The organism is Pseudomonas sp. MD330_10, from assembly GCF_042610415.1.
In the GTDB taxonomy this organism is placed as follows: Bacteria; Pseudomonadota; Gammaproteobacteria; order Pseudomonadales; family Pseudomonadaceae; genus Aquipseudomonas; species Aquipseudomonas rhodesiae.
This window is the reverse complement of the sequence record NZ_JBHGZU010000022.1, coordinates 58318-74069: the sequence shown is the minus strand read 5'-3', so window position 1 is coordinate 74069 and position 15752 is coordinate 58318. Positions and strand designations below refer to the sequence as shown.

The window sequence follows — 15752 nt, the reverse complement described above, 5'->3', positions numbered from 1 at the left end:
AGCAACAAGACTACAAGGTAGCACTCAGCGCCTTTCTTAACATTTCTCCGGCGGAAATCGAGTTGAACGTATATTCTGTCGCGTTGTTTGGTACTGGCGTCGGTCCATGAGTATGGCTGGCAATTTGTGCGTTCATCTGCTGGACTAAGTCGAGCAGGTCACACAGCACCTGCAGCATGTTGACCTCTTCGGACCCCAACCACGTTTTAGGCGCCACCAGCCGCTGACTGACCACCGCAACACTCTCACGCAGTCCCTCGATCCTTTCCTGCATATTCCCGCCCACCGCGGTGTTGTGCTTTTGTCCCACCACCAAGTTCAAGTCGCGCCCCGTCGCTTGATGCAAATCACCCACCGCCGCCAGGTTCGCAGAGCCGCCCGACAGCAATTTGAGCGCGCCCAGCGCCTCGATGGTTTTGATGCCACCCACTGATTCGGTGGAGTGGTCGTCCACCGTTCTGGTGTGGTTCTGGAACGTCTCCTTATTTACCATCGCCTCTACTTCCCACTCGATCGCCTTGTCCCGGATCTTGCCGTCCGTCTGGCGCAGCCAATTGCCGTCGGCATCGACGCGCTGCTGACAGGCTTCGCTGTGCTGCCACACCTGGTCACCCTTCGGCACGCTGGGCATGCTCAGGCCGTGGGGCAGAATGGTTTGGATATAGGGCTTATGCGGCAATCCATAGGCAAAGCACACCACAACCTGGGTGCCCTCTTCCGGGAAGGCATAAAAGCCCATCTCTTCGCCACCGGTGGGCAGCGGCAGGGGCACGCCAGCCAGGATCGGCAGCTTGGTGTCTGGCTCGCCGTCAGGCCCCATGACTTCGACGTCGACCGCATAGCGAGGCCGGAAGTCGTCACAGATCCCGGCGCCGGCCGGGGCGTCGGCCACGGCGACAACCCGGGCAAAGCGTGGCAGGTGATAGCCGCCGGTGAGTTCAGGAAATTGTCGTTCTACGCTGCGGCGGATTGCGTCGTCCATCGGATGGCCATCTGGTTGTCGATGAGCGCCACACTAGTGATGCGCTCGCCGTTGTTGATCGTTGCACTTGGTCGCAACCCGGGAAGGGCTGCAATCATCGCGCTTTGATTGCCCTGGTAGTCGTCGAACAGTTCCACCGGTAGCTGCAGCGACGGTCGAACGCCAAAGAAGCTGTCGGCCCAACTGCCCACAAACACCTCTCCGTCACCCTGCTGTTGCCAGATGAAATCCGGGATATTGAAAACCCGGGCAAGGCTGTCCATGGCTTGATAGCCAGCGGCCAGGCTGTAGAAGAACGGCGCCTTAACCCCGGCATACGGCTTGTCCGGCACGCGAAAGCGCAACCCGGTGTGCTGGCTGATCTCGACCAGGATGGCGCGCAGATCGACGTGACGAAGGTTCAGCGGTAGCGGATTGGCCAAGATCGCGGCCAGCTCGCGACAGAACAGCACCTGCTGGCCGCTGCTGGCCGTGGTGGAACGCTCGACGTAGCCAATGAAGTGTCGCTGCAGCGTGTTTCCGTTGTAGCCGATATCCAGCGTCACCAAGCCCTTGACCGGGGCTTTGGCTTGAACGGTAAACGTAGCCCGACCAGGGCTTTTCGCGTCCAACCGAACTTCGTTTTTGACCAGGACATAAGGCACGCCATTGATGGCCAATTCCTTGTGCAGCTTCATGTGTTAGCCCCGCCCAGCCAGCCGTCCACCTTTTTCAGGGTGGCTTCAAAGCCGGTCAGTTCCTCCGGCCCGCTGCTGGAATCGCCACCGGTACCGCCGCTGCCACCCACTGCCCCGCCTGGGCCGGACTGCGCGGTGACCGCGTTGCCCGATCGCCGGCCCTCGACTTTCTCAGGGTTCGACAGTTTTTCAGTCAGGGTGAACTGGATCAGCCAGGCGCGCAGATTGTCGTCTTCCCGGGCGCTGACGCCTTCGGTGAACGTCACCTGACGCATGCCGAACGCGGCGGCGGTGTCATTAACGATACGGTAGGTCTTGAGCTGACCACCGCCTTCGGTCGCTTCCACCAGGCGCATCAGGTCGCGCAATTGCACCTGGTCAACGAAGGGAATCATCAGGCTGACGGTCAGAGTCTTGGGCTTAAAACCCTTGTGGCCCTTGTCGGTATTGCTGGTCTGGCCTGATAGGTCATCGCTCTCAATGCGCAGATTGCTGGTGACCTTGAGGTTCTTTCCGCGTACCTCTTGCCCGTCAAGTAACAGCGTCATAGGCCCACCAACTCACGAACGAAGCTCAGCCCCTTTTCAGATCCCACCAACAGCGCGCCGGCACACAACACCCATTCATGCCCCGGCGCGTCACCTGCCAACAGCGCCTTGCTTAGCTCCGTGGCGTTGCCGGGGCCGATTAGGCGGACACGCATGCTGCTGTCCGGGTTGCCATCGGCCAGCAGGTCTTTCAGGTCGGCCAGCTGCTGGTCACGACCCTGTTGTTGAGTCGCCTTGCGGGTGGCCAGGGCGGCCAGGTCGACCATGGGCGAACTGTCGGCGGCGTAGCTCTCCAGGACGGCGAGCTGGCCGGCCATAGAGTGCTGCGCGGCTTTGACTACTGTGCAGCGCTCCAGAGGCAGTGCCTGCCAGCGCGGCAAGGCGCCGGCGGCGGGGATCTCCCACTTTTCCGCCTCCAGCTTGGACAGGTGCCGTGCGCGCCGTTCGGTTCGCACCAGATCTGGCATCGGCAACAGCGCATTGAAGCGCGCCAGGCTCGCGGCCAACTGATCAAAGCGAGTGGCCAGGAACATCAGGCACAGGGCGAACTGGGGACCATCGGGCCGGCCGGTGTCGCTCACGTCCACCAGTTTGCCGGCCAGCTGCTGCAGCAAGTTAGGCGCAGACAGGAAACGCTGGTATCCGCGGCCCTGGCCGACACCACTTTGGAATGGTGTCACCACCAGACATGCTGGGGCCTCGCCCATCTGATTAGCGAGTGCCGCACGGCCTGCAGCGATCGCGCCCTGGGCGGCATCACCCACCGGCCCCGGGCTGGTAGAGGTTTTGCCGTTGAGGTCCGCCAGGCGTTTGGCCGTGCTGACAAGCTCGGCGCTGGCCAAGCCCTGGGCGGCCGTCAGCTGGCCCATCCATTCAGTGGCTTGCGCAGGCCAGCGCATGGTCACTGGCGACCAGGTCATGTCAGGCATTTGGCAGCACCAAGGCAGGCAGCTCGGTCACCAGCTCGGCGCTGGTCGGGGTCTTACGCTTGCCCTGTTCGATGGCCCCCAACTGGTCGTAGCAATACGCCCAGCACAGCGAACGCCAGGTGCGAAACGCTATACCGTCGGCCTGAAACTTCGGTACCGAGGGTTCATCCGCGTAGGTGATCACGTCCTTGAGGTCGTTGTACCCGGCAGCTTTTGCGGCCCTATCGAGAAACGCCTGCACAGCGGCCACATACTCGGTTTTGCGTTGTTCCCAGGTCAACGGCGGCGGATCGACCGCCACGGGGCGGCCCTTCACTGGCTGAATAACTTTCCCCAGGGCCTGCGCTGCGAACAGCGCCTGGTATTCGCCCAGGGAAATTTCCAACATCTCGCTGGCCGGCGGCAAGCTGCAATCAGGGTTGGGGATCTCAATCAATGGCGGCGCGGCCTTGGGATCTTTGACCCTGATCATCGGCGGTTTGAGCAATGGGCCCTCCACCGCCATCCAGTTGGGATCTGGAATGCTTATCATAGGGTGCTTCCACTTCGGGTCAGCCACCAGAATGGTGCGCTCACCGTGAGCGCGGGTATCGTAAAAACCTGCGGTTTTTTCGTGAAAAAAGATGCTCATGATTAGTACCCAGTGGCCTCCCAGTAGATTTCATCAGGCGAATTGAAGGGGCCAGAAATGACCGAAAACTGGGCATTACTGACGATCAAGGTGTTGGTGCCGGTGGCGACGTCGGAATAGAAAAGGCTGGTCCGGCTTGCGACCAGCGACACACAGCGATTGGGAAAGGCGATCGGGAAGCTACGATGGGTCACGTTGTCGGATGCACCCAAAGTGAACCCCCACTGCCGAATAAGGCCGGTTTGAGCGCACTTCCACCACCCGTTAGGGCTTAGTGACGCGGTGTTTTTCAACACGGCGCCGGGCACATCGGGAGTCGCTTGTGGCAGGTTGGTCAATCCGCTCGCATCGCCGCTATAGCTACCGGTCACGCGCAGGTTGCCGCCTTCACTAAGTGTCAGAGCGTTGTTGCTACCGCCGACGTGCATCACGATACTCGCCGGAGTGGCGGACCCGCCGCCAGCGTAAACCTCCATGGACGCCAGATGACGTTCTGCCCAGTTGGTTGCCTTCCACATCAAGTAAGCATTGCCGTTGTCAGGGCAGTCGACCTGAACCGCAGGGAATCGCGATCGCCAGTCAACAAACGCGCCTGCCATGGCGCGGAAGTCAAACCGCGCCGTTCCAGTCAGATTTCCGCCGCTAAGAGGCAGTTTCGAGTTGTCCGCGATCGCGATATTGGCGGTGCCATCGAACGCTACGCCATTGATCAGCCGAGGGGTGGCCAGCTTGGTCGCAGTGGCGGAATTACCCGACACAGCAACGTCGTAGGTGCCGCTCAAACGGGCCTTGGGCAGCGTACCAAGCGTCAGCGCGTTGGCATTCAAGCCTGTTAACTGCCCGCCATCGCCAAAATACGAGCCTTTGACGCTCAGGTGCCCAGCGCCGTCAAGGGTGAATGCCGCGACGGTGCCACCCACATGCATGACCACAGATGGAAGTGAGGTTGCAGTACCACCGGCGTAAACCTCCATGGCAGCTAAATGGCGCTCGCTCCAGTTGGTGCCCTTCCAGACGGAATAAGCCGCGCCGTTCAACGCGCAGTCAATCTGGATAGCCGTTTGACGCTCCTGCCAGCTGACAAACGAACCACCAATCGTCGGCGTATTGAATCGCACGCTGCCGGTCATCATCCCTCCGGCAAGCGGCAGCTTGGAATCATCCACAATGCCGATGTTTTGAGAACCGTCGAACGCTACCCCGTTGATCAGACGCGCCGTCTCCAGACGGGTGGCGGTACCCGCATTGCCAGTGATCTGGATGTCATAGGTGCCGGACAAATTCATACGGGGCACCGTGCCAGCAGTGAGCGCGCTAGCGTTGAGATTCACCAGTCCCCCACCGTCGCCAGACAATTTCCCGGTAATCGCCACACCAGCGTCAGAAACACGCACGCCGTTGCCGTAGATGTAACCATCGGAGCCCAAGCCCATGAACAGGGTTTTAAAGCCGGTAGACGAGCCGTAACCGCCGATACTGCCCACGATGTTGCCGCCGGACGTAAACGTCATCCCACGCGCCCAAGGGCTGCCAAAGTAGTTGCCAGCCGCATAGACCACATCACCGATCATCGTGCCGCCGGTCAACGGTAGCTTGGTGGCGTCCTGCACCGTGATGTCCTGGGTACCGTCAAAAGCTACACCATTGATAGCGCGGGGATTGGCCAGCCGCGTGGCAGAGCCAGACCGTAATTCAGGGTAATGACCCACCTTAGCGGCGAAGTGATCCACCAGCGGGCCATCAATAGGCGCGACCACTCGCAGGTCGTTGATCTGGTTCGCACTCACCAGGTGCGCCAAAGGTATGCAGTAGTGCCAGGAGCCGTCAGCGTCCAGGTAGTCGACTTGGTTGGGGTTAAACACCACCGTCCAGCTGGCCAGCACGTCGTTGAGTTCACGGCGTAGGGATACATGCAGCCACACCAATGCTGGCAGCACGGGCGGCGCGATCGGCAAGGCGCTGGCCAGCTCGACGCGGATGCCTTCGATGTAGGCCAGGCCAGGTTTGAGCTGATATCCGGTCGCGACTTTCTCCACCTGCAGGCCGTTGCGGTAGAAGCAAGCTCGACCAAACACGTCGCGGTTGCTCAGGCGCTCGCGCTCGTCGATCCCCTTCAGTCGCACGGTAAAGTCGTGCTGCCAGGTGCTGGCATCAATCGTGATGCCGGTCAGCGCTTGGGCGCCGTCGAACACCACCAGAATGTTGCGGGTGACGTTGTTGCCGATCTGCTGCGGCGGAATATTCTTACGCTTCTGCTGTACCGGCACATAAGCCACGGCCAGCAGGACGTTCTCAGCGGTTTCCAGGCCGATCCAGTTCCAGTCAAAGTCTCCGATATCGCTGCCCAGCATCGAGCTGTAGACCACCTGGTTGGGGTTCACGAAACCGATATTCTGCGGCGGGATTGTGTAGGTGTGGACGATCTGCGCTGCCGGCGGCTTCGACGCGGCGCGATTGACGGGGCTGTTCGGGTTCAGCCCAGGCACGTTCGCAAAGACAAAACGCACAACTTCGAGGCGTTGTTGCGCGCCGAGTTTTTGGGCGATCAGGCTTTCACCTGCAAGGGTGATACTGGCTCCCACGAGAGGCTCCTACAGGCTGGCAATCAGCGTTTGCTGATCGTCGTTAAAGTCAGCCGCGACGATGCGCAGCGATACGGGTGTGATGGTCACGAAGTCATAACGCCGGCAGGTGCGGCCGTACTGCTGAATCAGCACGCGCAACAGCTCCGGGTTCTGCGACAGCTGGGAGTCAGAAAGGCGCAGCATCACCACGTCCCAGTCCCGCTCAGGCATACGCTCGTCGATCTCCACGTAGCCCACGCCCAGGCGCTGCAGGATGCGTTTGAGCCCCGCCGTGCTGCCGGCGTCGACGGAGTTGATAAAGGCGAACTTGACGCGCAGGCGGTACAGGCTTTCCGGCTCATCCTTGAAACGGCTGATATCGCGCTGCCAGGCCAGCAGATCCAAAATGGTCATATGGCAGGTGTCGGCATCCATCTGCAGCAGCGGCCATTGCAGCCAGCCTTCGACTTTCTCCCACCAGGACTGGGCGGCGGCTTTCAGCTTGGCCAACTGCGGGCCATCGAGCCAAAACGGCAAATTGAGCTTGATCATGCCGGCACGACCTGCAGGGTTTTGATCCTGGGAATGCTCAGCTCTGACACGATGTCGGCATTGTCAAAATGCAGCGACTCAATGCCGGGGAACTGCTGGTGGAGTTCTTCCCCCAGGCGGCTGAATGAAAACCGCGACTGGGGATAAGTCAGCGTCGGCTGATAGTCACCGGTGCCGCTCTCGCGAAAAGCAGCACGAATGAACTGCTCGACGTCCGCCTGCAGCTTGATGCGCTGCTCAATAGTCAGCAGCGGCCTTGGCCATAGGGTCAGGCTCAGCGCGTGCTGGGTTTCTGGCATGACCATCACCAGCAGATCATCACCGTGGCCATGGTTGCCCTGGTCGCGGATATGCGCGTTGATTTGCTCCAGGTAAGTCGCCGCCGGAACGTCCGCATCGAACAGCACGTAGGCATTGGCGCTGCCCGGGCCACGCGGCGCGCCGTGCAGGAAATACACGCCATCCGGCCGAACGCCGGGGAAAGCGGAAATCATGGCGCGGTACACCGAGTCGGTGTGCCACTGGTTGACCGCCGAGAACTGGTTGCGCACGCGCAAACGCAGTTGTTCGTCCGGCTCAGGATCTGCACCTGGTGCAATCAGCCAGCCGTCCGCGTTCACCACCTGGACGATGCCGGCGATGGGCACCGGCATGATTGCGTAGTAACCAGGGGCCAGGTTGTAACCGCTGCCCACATCCTCGGCTTCTACCGGGACTTCCAGCTGCAGCACGCCGTCCGCAAAGGTCACGGCCTGGGTAGTGATCAACTGGTAGATATGTCCGTTGATCGCTGCCGACTGCACGCGCACACCGGCGGGCAGTTCCAGCGCGCCACCTGGTACATCGCGGGTAAACAACAGCACGCCCTTGGCCTTGGTCGCCCCCTTGCGTTCAACGTTGACCGCCCAGGCCAACATATCCAGCCAGTTGTCGCGTGCGGTTTTGACAAAGAAGTTCGGCAGGATCGTGCCGCTGACGAAGTTGATCAGCCACAGCACAGGCTTAGTCACCAAGGCGGTGATCACCCGCCAGAATGGCGAATAAGCGCTGGTGTTGCTCATCTTGCTGCCCTGGGCCGCGACTTCCTTTTCCCACGCCTGGCGCAGGCCTTCCTCGGTGACCGGAATGCCCCCGTCAGCCAGAGCCTGCTTGAAATCTACGTCGCTCACAGGGTCACCTCGATCTCGCCGAATTTCAGCGTTTTCGCCGTGACCAGGTACTGGCCAGATTCCACTTGTTTAATCAGGGCCGTGCCCGGTACTAGGCGCTCGTCGGACTCCACCAGCAGTTCCAGTTGCTGTATGCAGTCGCGCTGACGCAGCTTGCTGCGCTCGGCCACCAGAGTGACCAGCAATCCGCTCTCGCGGATCATGTGCGCGATGTCCTGGGCAATACTGGCCCGGTCCTCGATCAGAAGCGGCTGACGTGACGGGTCCAGCGACAGGTCGTTGTCGATGATCAGTAGGTCGATGTATTCGCTCATCCGCCCACCGCCATGGCCAACATGCCTTCCAGCTCCAGCGGGTTCATCGGTTTGCCGGTATGAATGTTGACGTTCTCCACGTGGGTGCCCTTGTTTTGGGTTTGGTTGTTGTTCTGGATGCTGGCCAACAAGCCGCCCCGGGGCACAGCGTCCGGCCGTTTCGGCGACAGGCTGGTCACGGCATTGTTGATCCGTTGCTGGCTCTGCTCGGCCTTCTCGGTCGGCTTGGACGCTGTGACCAAAGCCGGCGGTTGCGTTGGCTGCGGACCTTGTAGTTGCGGCCCGATCAGCGCCGGCGTTTTTAATGGCGGCGCTGCCACCAGGGCCGGCGCCGTACGCGGGGCTTCGGGAGCGGTCAGTGGCTGGGCGATCGGCGCCGGGGTTTTCGGCGCAGGTGCCAGCACCAGAGCCGGCGCTTGAGTGCGGGGCTGCAGAGCGTTAAGGGCTGGCATTGCCGGCGCCGCTGCCGGGGGAGTAGCAGCCAGCACCAGGGGCGGCGCCTGGATCGGCTGCTGCGGCACGCTCACCAGCTGCGGCAGCAACGGCGCCTCGACCTGGGGTGCGCTGATCGCCGGCAGGTCCGGCGCGGCCGGCATGTCGCCAAATGCAGCATCGATCTGCACGCCCGGGATCTTGTTCAACATCTCGATCAAGCCGTTGATAGCGCTTTTGAAGATGCTGACGATGCCGTCCCAAGCCGCGCTTGCCATGGCTGACCAGCCGCCCATCGAATCAAACCAGTCAGACAACGCGGTCAGTTGCCCGCTGACCCACTGGAACGCCTCGCTGTTGAGTAGTGCGCTGGTCCATTCGTCCCAGTAGATGATCGCTGCCGCCACGGCAGCGACTAGGGCGACAATGCCGATCACAACCCAGGTCACCGGGTTGGCCAGCAGCGCGGTGTTGACCAGCCAGATCGCGCCCTGCCACAGCAGCATTGCGCCTTTAACCAGGCCCATCCAGGCGACCATCAGCACCAGGCCGGCCACGAACCCGATCACCATAACGGTGTGGTACAGGAACATGGCGATGCTGCGCAGACCCGCCAGGGTCAGTACTTTCCAGACAGTGACCAGGCCCAGCCAGACCATTTTCGATATGCCTACGGTCAATGTCAGCAACGACATAGCCGCGATGATCCCAAAGACTACCAACGTGGCGATGCCGATCACGCGGGTGATATTGGGGAACAGCTGGGTCCAGCGGGTCAGTGTGCTGGCAATGCCCACCAGGCGATCCATCAGCGGCGCCAGGATCGGGATCAGTGACTGGCCAAAGGCAACACGCAGGGCCTCCACAGCGGCGCCGAACTGTTGCCACGGGTCCACCATAGCCTTGGCCATGCGCTCGGCGTTCTCCAGCCCGCGCACATTGCCCAGCTGCTCCATGCCGTTCTTCAGGCGTTCCGTGTCGCCCATCAGCGTGGTGATCAGGCGCGCCGCTTCGCCGCCGAAGGCATCACGTAGCTTCTTGCCATTGGCCTCAATGGTCAGGTCGCCGAATTTGCCTTTGAGCTTGTCCAGGATGTCCATCATCGGCAGTAACTTGCCCTGCTGGTCGACAAAGGACATGCCGAGCTTTTCCGATGCACCGCTGACGTTTTCAAAAAACGACTTGTAGAGGCCGCCGGCCTCCCCGCCGTCCATGGTGCTGCCAAGTGCGCCCAGCACGGCCATCTGCTCGGCCAGGCTGACGCCGGCGGTACTGGCCAGGCCGCCGGCAGCTTTGAAGGCTTCGCCGATCTGCTCGCCGCTGGTGCGAAACAGTTGCACCGCCGTGGCGGTTTGGCCAGCCAGGGTTTCAACCCACTGCCCCTTCCCCATTGCGTCGGCTTGGCCTTTGAACAGGTTGTACATCGTGCCGACATACGTGCCCATGGTATTGGCATCGGCCTTAGTGGCCTTGGCAAGCACATCGCTGGCATTGGTGAAGGTGGCCAACTGATTGCCAGTCAACCCCTTAATTGCTCCTTCAATCTGATACGCCGAGGCAACAAAATCCCGGGCGTTCTCCCCGTACGCGACGGAAAACTCCAGGGACTTGCGATTCAGCGCATTCAGCGCGTCTTCGGCCACGCCCAGCGAGCGCACTTCACCCAAGGCACGGTTCATCTCCAGGGCCGGTTCCAGCGATTGGGTGATGGCCACGCCGGCACCCACCATCCCAGCCAGGCCAAGGCCCATTTGAGTGATGTTCTTCTGGCCCTGCTCGGCAAGGTCAGAAAAGCCCATTTTGACCTTGCCCAGCGGGGCGGTGACCTTGTCGGTCAGGCTCAAAATGAAGGCCAGGCGGGCGCTTTTGTCAGCCATCAGTGTTTATCCGTTGAGTGCGTAGGCGATGCCGTTGGCAATGGCGATTTCCATCCGGCGCCAGTGCTCATCCTCCAGCCACTTGGCCGTCCCCATCACCTCGGCGGTGGGCTCGGCACCAGGTAGCCAGCGACCGGCCAGGGCCACTAGTTGGCCAAGGCCGCTTTCGGTCAGTCGTTCGGCGTGGTCGAGGGCTTTTTTACGGTGATTTCAACGTCCGGGCCGTACTCCTCGAGGAGCGCACCGGCCAGCTGCATGACCAGCACCGGGTTGCCCAGCTGGGCCTTGAGGGTGGCGCGCTGTTCCTGCTTAACGGTGGTCACCAGCAGGTTGTTGGCCGGCGAGACCTTGTTGGTCTGGGTCACTGCGTTGAAGTACTTGGTCACGTCCTGCGGGGTCAGGGCGAAGGTGAATTCTTTGTCGCCGACTTCCAGGGTGATATCGCGTGTATCGGTCATGGTGTTGCTCCGTTCATGTTTAAAAAGTGGTGAATCAGCGCAGACAAACCCGGCGCACGTGGTCCTGCAGGCCCAGGATCATTTGCCGACTAAGGGCAAGCTGATCTCTGAGGGTGAAATAATCCTGTCGAGCGTCTGCTGTGAGTTCGGCGGTGCCTGCATTAGCCACGCCGCCGGCGCCGGCCGCTGGGGGGGCTGGGACGCTGCAGGTGGCGTTGAGGCGCAACCGGTTAAGGCCAGCGTCAACAGCGCGGCGTAAGCCGTCGTTTTCGATGCGTTCATCGTTGAGTTCCTGGGTTCGTTGAAGGTCTATGGCGTCACGTTCGGCCAGCATTTCCCCGCTGATACGCGCCGCTTCGCGCAGGCCGCTGGCTTCGAACAGCGCGGCGTCACGCTCGCTACGCGCGGTGTCGCGCTGGCCTTCCAACAGGTCGAAGCCGAACCAGGCCACCAGGCACACCACCAGGATGAAAATGCCTTCGCGCATCACAAGCCCGCCTCACACAAGGCGGCTTCTGCCAGGCGGCGAGCGTGCAGCCCTGGGATAAACACCTTCTTGCCCTGCGCGGTGGTGACGAAGGCCCACACAGGCGTCCTACCGTCAGGCGCCCAGGCCAGCGCCTGGCAGCCGTCTTTGATGCGGCCGGCATTGATCAGGCCCACTGCGCGACTGGCGCACGTGCTGGCCGTGCCGAAGTTGTGGCCATGGCTGCTCAGGGCGTCGAATGTGTTCTGGCCCACGTCCTGATTAGTGATGCAATCTGCCAACTGCAGTTGGCCTCTGCTGATCACCAACTGCTCCACCTCGTTGCAGCGATCGTCCGACCAGTAATCACCCACAACCACCGGATACGGGCTGGTGTGGCGGGTGATGCCCTTGCACACGGTGGGCAGGCCTCCGGCCAGCTTGTCGGGGTAGACGGTGTTCTGGCCGTTGCCTTCCCAGGTGCCCAGGAACAGCACCAGCGTGGAGCTGCAGAGCGCAATGGCGCCGGTGGCGATCTTGGCGCGCAGGCTCATGGTTTCACCTTCCAGTCGCGCAGCATTTGGCGATATTTGGGAACCAACAGCAGGATCTGTAGCACCATGTAAACGGCAGTCAGCATGTAGGCGACAGCCGACCAGTCGACGGCCCCTGTCGCTCCAGTTGCCGCTACACCGATCGCAGGTGACGCCTTCGCCAGTGCAATGGCGGTGTCCTGGGCAGCCTGATTCGTGCTCATCGCTGCACCCCTTTTTCGAAAAAGGACTGGCACGGGACACAGCGGGTCTTGCCGCCGAGCGCCTGGCGCGCTGCAGGAATCTCGTTGTCGCAGTCCTGGCAGTGAGTAAGGCTTGGGCCCGCTGACTCACGCCGGGCCTGGGCCAACTGGGCGTTGATAGCCTGGTCCCGCTGACGTTGTTCCAGGGCTTGGGCGCGATCGAACGGGCAGACCATCAGCTAATGCCCTCGATCTCGGTGGCATCCAGATACGGCACGCCGTTGATACGGATAAAGTCCGGGCTGGTGACCTCGAACGGCACCTTGTGCTTGGTCTTCTCGCCACCTTTGGGATCGATGCTCAGCAGGCTGGATACCTTCAACTTGCAACCGAAGGCCTCAATCCGCAGCTCGTCGTCGCCTGCCTTGGCAAAAAACACCGTGTCGAAGGCATCGAGCTTGCGAAAACTGCCGGCAGTGCGCGCCGCTTCGATCAGCAGGTTGAAGTTGGTGGAATCCAGCTCCAGTTCGCCGGCCGCTGCCACATCGCCGTCGACGTAGCCGTCAGGCACGCCCCGGGTTTGTGCGGTCTTGCTGTTGTCGGTGATATCCAGGGTGCAGCTTTCGACGTGGACCTGCAGATCGCCCAGGTTCACGTCGAAGTTTTTGCCGCCAATACGTGACATGAGGGGTTACTCCGAATCGTCGTTGGAAAGGTCCAGGGCGATGTTCGCCGTGAGGTCTTTGGGGCAGTTGTGGGGCTTGAGCTTGATGTACACCTCAACGGCGGTTTTGCTCTTCCAGGTCAGCACGATGTCGCCGTCCTTCGGCGATTCGATCTCGCCCGGGAACACCTCGCCGGCGAACTTGACCGACTTGGCCATCTTGCGCAGTGGTGCCATCAGAGCGGTGACGTTCACGGCCATGCTGTTGGGGGTGTTGTTCAAGCGGCGATCGGCCACGCGGCGAATCAACAGCGGCCGAACCTGGCGTGCGGCCTTGTCCGCAAGGCGCAGGTACTCCACGACCTGGTAGTCGCTACCTGGCGCATCGAGCATGTTACCGTCGCCCCAGTACACGCCCGGGTAATCGGAATAAGTCTGGGAGACGGAGAAACGCGCCTTATCGAGCTCCGCGCGGATCGAGGACGGCAATGGCACGCCTTCGGAGTCAACCGGTACGGGACCAAGCCCCAGCACCGCGCCGGTGGCCACGCGCATCGGGCTGTCAGCGATGCTGACGGCCGCGTTGGCCAGCCGGCCGGCCAACACGCCCAGGTCGTTACCGTGCAGTTGCGGGACTACCAGGACACGCGGCGCGGATACGCCGGCGGTGATCGCTTTTTGGGCCACCAGATACTCGGCCCAGCTTTGGAACGGGCTCAGCGACAGGCTGGCCGTGGCCGCCATGACAAAGGCGCGCCGGCCGTAGGTGTCATTCATCGACACGGCGGCGTCATGCATGGCCGACAGTTCGGCACCGGTGGCCACCGGCTTGGTGATCACCACCGCCTCGACGGAAAAGCCCTGTTGTTGGGACATTTCCAGGGCTTTGGTCCAGTCGCCGTCCGGCGCGATCGGGGCCGCCAGGCACGCCCAGCGATCGCCGCCGTTCAGCCGTGCTGCAGTGATCTGGGCTTTAAGGTCACTGGCCGGTAGGCCCAGCTGCGTGTCCAGATCGCTGTCGGTGTTGAGGGCGATTAATTTGCCGGTATTTTTCGGTCCGGGGCCGATGAAGAGAAAATAGCGTTCGATCTCAGTCACGGCGCCTTGGCCCAGATTGAGATTGTTAACGCTGACTTTGCCAAGTGCCATGCTGCGCCTCGTTAGCGGGGTGAATTAAGGATTTGTTGGAACACCTGGTTAACCAGGTCTCGGGTTTCGCTTCCGCTCTCCACACCGAGGAACTGGCGTTTGGGCAGGGTGATATCCCAGCTTTGCGCGCCGGTGGACTCGGTTCGTTCGTCGTTCAAGATGCGGATCAGCAAGCCGGCCTTGGCGTAGTTCACGTGTTCTTGAATCCAGGCCACTGACGGCCTGGCCAGCGCCTTTTTGCCCTTCTGGCGAACACGAAAGCCCAACCGGCGCAGGCGCTTGGCCTGTTTGTCGGTGCAGGCGATGCCTGGGGGGACTTTGTTCCAGCGGCGCATTTGTGCAGCGGTACGCCGTTCGCTGACGCCGTTGTGTTGCTGGGCGGCGACCCAACGGGTCAGGGCGTTTTTCCAGCCCAGTTCGGCTTCGTCAGAGCTGACGCGTGTCACCTGCAGCAGCTTGGCCAGGCCGGCTTCCATCTTCTTTTTGCCCTTGGCACTGCCCTTTCGCTCAGCAAATGGGGTGCCGTCGGTGTTCTTCTGCTCGCGCACCCGCTTACGGCTCATCGTCCGCACACGCGTGGTCACTCTGTTCAGCAATCGCCGGCGCAATTGGGGCGGCAGCTCAAGCAATGCCAACTGGGCGTCGACGTTGAGCAAGCCGCGGATATCGAGGTCGAGCGGGTTAGCGGCCATCGCTGCCCACCTCGCCATGCTCGGCTACCCACAGATCAAATGGCACGAACGCCCAGGTCTTGCCGAACGCCTCGATCTCGCCGGCCGGATCTTCGGCCAGGTATTGCGGCTCGACGAACTCCAGGGACAGGTCCACGTCGAAGCTGTCCTGGTCGAGGGGTTCAACTGCGAAAATCGGCGCCGGCAGTTCGTGGCGGTCCCGATCGGGATCATGGTTCTCCAGCCAACTGCCCACCAGCGCCATCAACCTGGCCGGATTGCCGGCGAACCGCTCCAGGGAGAACACAGCGCGGTAGCGCATATCGGCCATGTGCAGGCCGTCGCGGTCGGGCTTCCAAATCAGTTCAAGGCTGACCTGCTCGGTCCAGCTGTCGAACTGCTCCGGCGCCACCAGCTCGCGGGCCATCAGGTAGGCGGTCAGCGCCTGCAGCTGAATCACAGCAGCACCGCCGTGATGCGGCCACGGCCCTGCAGGGCTCGTACGGCCTGCTGGCTGAAGGCCAAGAAGGTTTCCGCACGCTCGGGTGCTTCCTTGCCGGTGTTTTCGGCGCTCTCGCGGCGGGTAACGGTTGCGAACTGCGGCAGTGAATGTCCCTTGGCGCGGCAATACACAGCCCGCTTGTAGAGCGCGACCTTATTGGCGTAAGCCCATTCTGCGGGGGTTGCCAGACCTACCGCTGCAGTAAGGCTCGACACGCCGGCGTCCTGCAGCGTCGCTTTCGCGCGGGCCAGGTCGGTGTTCACCTCGACCATGGCGCTTTTCAGTGTGTCGACCAGCAGCTCTACCAGGTACTCCGCCGGCAGGCGTTGTTCTTTTTGGAACTCGGACACAGAGAGGTCTGGCCAGAAGCCGTCATTCTCGATCGCGTGTTCCACCAGGGCGGTAGGTTTCCCGGAAAAGCTCATTGCTGG

The 15752-nt window shown here is 61.7% G+C and carries 21 protein-coding genes; all 21 read right to left on the bottom strand.

Annotated features, from left to right (window positions below; genetic code table 11):
* Nucleotides 1-10: 10 nt before the first annotated feature.
* Genes ACFZPT_RS24075 through ACFZPT_RS23975 form a run of 21 tightly spaced genes read right to left on the bottom strand, consistent with a single transcriptional unit; the run spans nucleotide 11 to nucleotide 15746 of the window.
* Nucleotides 11-982 (bottom strand): hypothetical protein, encoded by a 972-nt coding sequence (locus ACFZPT_RS24075; RefSeq protein WP_379555869.1) that lies wholly within the window; start codon nucleotides 980-982, stop codon nucleotides 11-13.
* A complete protein-coding gene (locus ACFZPT_RS24070) occupies nucleotides 955-1659 on the bottom strand; it encodes a hypothetical protein (RefSeq protein ID WP_379555867.1) in 705 nt (234 codons plus the stop codon). The genes ACFZPT_RS24075 and ACFZPT_RS24070 overlap by 28 nt, the downstream gene beginning before the upstream one ends.
* Nucleotides 1656-2207 carry a DNA-binding protein gene (locus ACFZPT_RS24065; protein ID WP_379555865.1) on the bottom strand — a complete coding sequence of 184 codons (552 nt, stop codon included), beginning with the start codon at nucleotides 2205-2207 and terminating at the stop codon, nucleotides 1656-1658. Before ACFZPT_RS24065 ends, ACFZPT_RS24070 begins: the two co-directional genes overlap by 4 nt.
* A complete protein-coding gene (locus ACFZPT_RS24060) occupies nucleotides 2204-3127 on the bottom strand; it encodes a hypothetical protein (RefSeq protein WP_379555880.1) in 924 nt (307 codons plus the stop codon). The genes ACFZPT_RS24065 and ACFZPT_RS24060 overlap by 4 nt, the downstream gene beginning before the upstream one ends.
* A gap of 1 nt (nucleotide 3128) precedes the next feature.
* On the bottom strand, nucleotides 3129-3767 hold the full coding sequence (locus ACFZPT_RS24055; RefSeq protein WP_379555864.1) for a hypothetical protein: 639 nt from the start codon (nucleotides 3765-3767) through the stop codon (nucleotides 3129-3131).
* 2 nt (nucleotides 3768-3769) lie between these two features.
* Complete coding sequence (locus ACFZPT_RS24050; protein ID WP_379555862.1) at nucleotides 3770-6349, bottom strand: phage tail protein; 2580 nt, start codon at nucleotides 6347-6349, stop codon at nucleotides 3770-3772.
* Nucleotides 6350-6358: 9 nt separating this feature from the next.
* On the bottom strand, nucleotides 6359-6883 hold the full coding sequence (locus ACFZPT_RS24045) for a phage tail protein (protein ID WP_379555861.1): 525 nt from the start codon (nucleotides 6881-6883) through the stop codon (nucleotides 6359-6361).
* A complete protein-coding gene (locus ACFZPT_RS24040) occupies nucleotides 6880-8052 on the bottom strand; it encodes a baseplate J/gp47 family protein (protein WP_379555859.1) in 1173 nt (390 codons plus the stop codon). Before ACFZPT_RS24040 ends, ACFZPT_RS24045 begins: the two co-directional genes overlap by 4 nt.
* Nucleotides 8049-8366, bottom strand: coding sequence for a DUF2590 family protein (locus ACFZPT_RS24035; RefSeq protein ID WP_379555857.1), 318 nt, complete (start codon nucleotides 8364-8366; stop codon nucleotides 8049-8051). The genes ACFZPT_RS24040 and ACFZPT_RS24035 overlap by 4 nt, the downstream gene beginning before the upstream one ends.
* The gene (locus tag ACFZPT_RS24030) at nucleotides 8363-10675 is read right to left on the bottom strand and encodes a phage tail tape measure protein (RefSeq protein WP_379555855.1); all 2313 of its coding nucleotides are present in this window, start codon (nucleotides 10673-10675) and stop codon (nucleotides 8363-8365) included. The genes ACFZPT_RS24035 and ACFZPT_RS24030 overlap by 4 nt, the downstream gene beginning before the upstream one ends.
* 6 nt (nucleotides 10676-10681) lie before the next feature.
* Nucleotides 10682-10822: a DUF6890 family protein gene (locus tag ACFZPT_RS24025; protein WP_019360422.1), complete on the bottom strand. Its 141-nt coding sequence runs from the start codon at nucleotides 10820-10822 to the stop codon at nucleotides 10682-10684.
* Between the two features lie 23 nt (nucleotides 10823-10845).
* Nucleotides 10846-11133 (bottom strand): putative phage tail assembly chaperone, encoded by a 288-nt coding sequence (locus ACFZPT_RS24020; protein WP_032895740.1) that lies wholly within the window; start codon nucleotides 11131-11133, stop codon nucleotides 10846-10848.
* 34 nt (nucleotides 11134-11167) lie between these two features.
* Nucleotides 11168-11620 (bottom strand): lysis system i-spanin subunit Rz, encoded by a 453-nt coding sequence (locus ACFZPT_RS24015; RefSeq protein ID WP_379555853.1) that lies wholly within the window; start codon nucleotides 11618-11620, stop codon nucleotides 11168-11170.
* A complete protein-coding gene (locus ACFZPT_RS24010) occupies nucleotides 11620-12153 on the bottom strand; it encodes a lysozyme (RefSeq protein WP_379555851.1) in 534 nt (177 codons plus the stop codon). The genes ACFZPT_RS24015 and ACFZPT_RS24010 overlap by 1 nt, the downstream gene beginning before the upstream one ends.
* Nucleotides 12150-12356, bottom strand: coding sequence for a hypothetical protein (locus tag ACFZPT_RS24005; protein ID WP_063033543.1), 207 nt, complete (start codon nucleotides 12354-12356; stop codon nucleotides 12150-12152). The genes ACFZPT_RS24010 and ACFZPT_RS24005 overlap by 4 nt, the downstream gene beginning before the upstream one ends.
* The gene (locus ACFZPT_RS24000) at nucleotides 12353-12571 is read right to left on the bottom strand and encodes a TraR/DksA family transcriptional regulator (protein WP_003235240.1); all 219 of its coding nucleotides are present in this window, start codon (nucleotides 12569-12571) and stop codon (nucleotides 12353-12355) included. Before ACFZPT_RS24000 ends, ACFZPT_RS24005 begins: the two co-directional genes overlap by 4 nt.
* On the bottom strand, nucleotides 12571-13020 hold the full coding sequence (locus tag ACFZPT_RS23995; protein ID WP_379555848.1) for a phage protein: 450 nt from the start codon (nucleotides 13018-13020) through the stop codon (nucleotides 12571-12573). The genes ACFZPT_RS24000 and ACFZPT_RS23995 overlap by 1 nt, the downstream gene beginning before the upstream one ends.
* A gap of 6 nt (nucleotides 13021-13026) precedes the next feature.
* Nucleotides 13027-14148 (bottom strand): DUF2586 domain-containing protein, encoded by a 1122-nt coding sequence (locus ACFZPT_RS23990; protein ID WP_379555847.1) that lies wholly within the window; start codon nucleotides 14146-14148, stop codon nucleotides 13027-13029.
* Between the two features lie 11 nt (nucleotides 14149-14159).
* Nucleotides 14160-14840 carry a virion morphogenesis protein gene (locus ACFZPT_RS23985; RefSeq protein WP_379555846.1) on the bottom strand — a complete coding sequence of 227 codons (681 nt, stop codon included), beginning with the start codon at nucleotides 14838-14840 and terminating at the stop codon, nucleotides 14160-14162.
* A complete protein-coding gene (locus ACFZPT_RS23980) occupies nucleotides 14830-15279 on the bottom strand; it encodes a phage tail protein (protein ID WP_379555844.1) in 450 nt (149 codons plus the stop codon). The genes ACFZPT_RS23985 and ACFZPT_RS23980 overlap by 11 nt, the downstream gene beginning before the upstream one ends.
* Nucleotides 15276-15746 (bottom strand): head completion/stabilization protein, encoded by a 471-nt coding sequence (locus tag ACFZPT_RS23975; RefSeq protein WP_379555842.1) that lies wholly within the window; start codon nucleotides 15744-15746, stop codon nucleotides 15276-15278. The genes ACFZPT_RS23980 and ACFZPT_RS23975 overlap by 4 nt, the downstream gene beginning before the upstream one ends.
* Nucleotides 15747-15752 lie beyond the last annotated feature (6 nt).

Coding starts and splice junctions, on each gene's coding strand:
- ACFZPT_RS24075 (WP_379555869.1), bottom strand. CDS start 982: ATGGACGACGCAATCCGCCGCAGCGTAGAACGACAATTTCCTGAACTC.
- ACFZPT_RS24070 (WP_379555867.1), bottom strand. CDS start 1,659: ATGAAGCTGCACAAGGAATTGGCCATCAATGGCGTGCCTTATGTCCTG.
- ACFZPT_RS24065 (WP_379555865.1), bottom strand. CDS start 2,207: ATGACGCTGTTACTTGACGGGCAAGAGGTACGCGGAAAGAACCTCAAG.
- ACFZPT_RS24060 (WP_379555880.1), bottom strand. CDS start 3,127: ATGACCTGGTCGCCAGTGACCATGCGCTGGCCTGCGCAAGCCACTGAA.
- ACFZPT_RS24055 (WP_379555864.1), bottom strand. CDS start 3,767: ATGAGCATCTTTTTTCACGAAAAAACCGCAGGTTTTTACGATACCCGC.
- ACFZPT_RS24045 (WP_379555861.1), bottom strand. CDS start 6,883: ATGATCAAGCTCAATTTGCCGTTTTGGCTCGATGGCCCGCAGTTGGCC.
- ACFZPT_RS24035 (WP_379555857.1), bottom strand. CDS start 8,366: ATGAGCGAATACATCGACCTACTGATCATCGACAACGACCTGTCGCTG.
- ACFZPT_RS24030 (WP_379555855.1), bottom strand. CDS start 10,675: ATGGCTGACAAAAGCGCCCGCCTGGCCTTCATTTTGAGCCTGACCGAC.
- ACFZPT_RS24020 (WP_032895740.1), bottom strand. CDS start 11,133: ATGACCGATACACGCGATATCACCCTGGAAGTCGGCGACAAAGAATTC.
- ACFZPT_RS24015 (WP_379555853.1), bottom strand. CDS start 11,620: ATGCGCGAAGGCATTTTCATCCTGGTGGTGTGCCTGGTGGCCTGGTTC.
- ACFZPT_RS24010 (WP_379555851.1), bottom strand. CDS start 12,153: ATGAGCCTGCGCGCCAAGATCGCCACCGGCGCCATTGCGCTCTGCAGC.
- ACFZPT_RS24005 (WP_063033543.1), bottom strand. CDS start 12,356: ATGAGCACGAATCAGGCTGCCCAGGACACCGCCATTGCACTGGCGAAG.
- ACFZPT_RS24000 (WP_003235240.1), bottom strand. CDS start 12,571: ATGGTCTGCCCGTTCGATCGCGCCCAAGCCCTGGAACAACGTCAGCGG.
- ACFZPT_RS23995 (WP_379555848.1), bottom strand. CDS start 13,020: ATGTCACGTATTGGCGGCAAAAACTTCGACGTGAACCTGGGCGATCTG.
- ACFZPT_RS23990 (WP_379555847.1), bottom strand. CDS start 14,148: ATGGCACTTGGCAAAGTCAGCGTTAACAATCTCAATCTGGGCCAAGGC.
- ACFZPT_RS23985 (WP_379555846.1), bottom strand. CDS start 14,840: ATGGCCGCTAACCCGCTCGACCTCGATATCCGCGGCTTGCTCAACGTC.
- ACFZPT_RS23975 (WP_379555842.1), bottom strand. CDS start 15,746: ATGAGCTTTTCCGGGAAACCTACCGCCCTGGTGGAACACGCGATCGAG.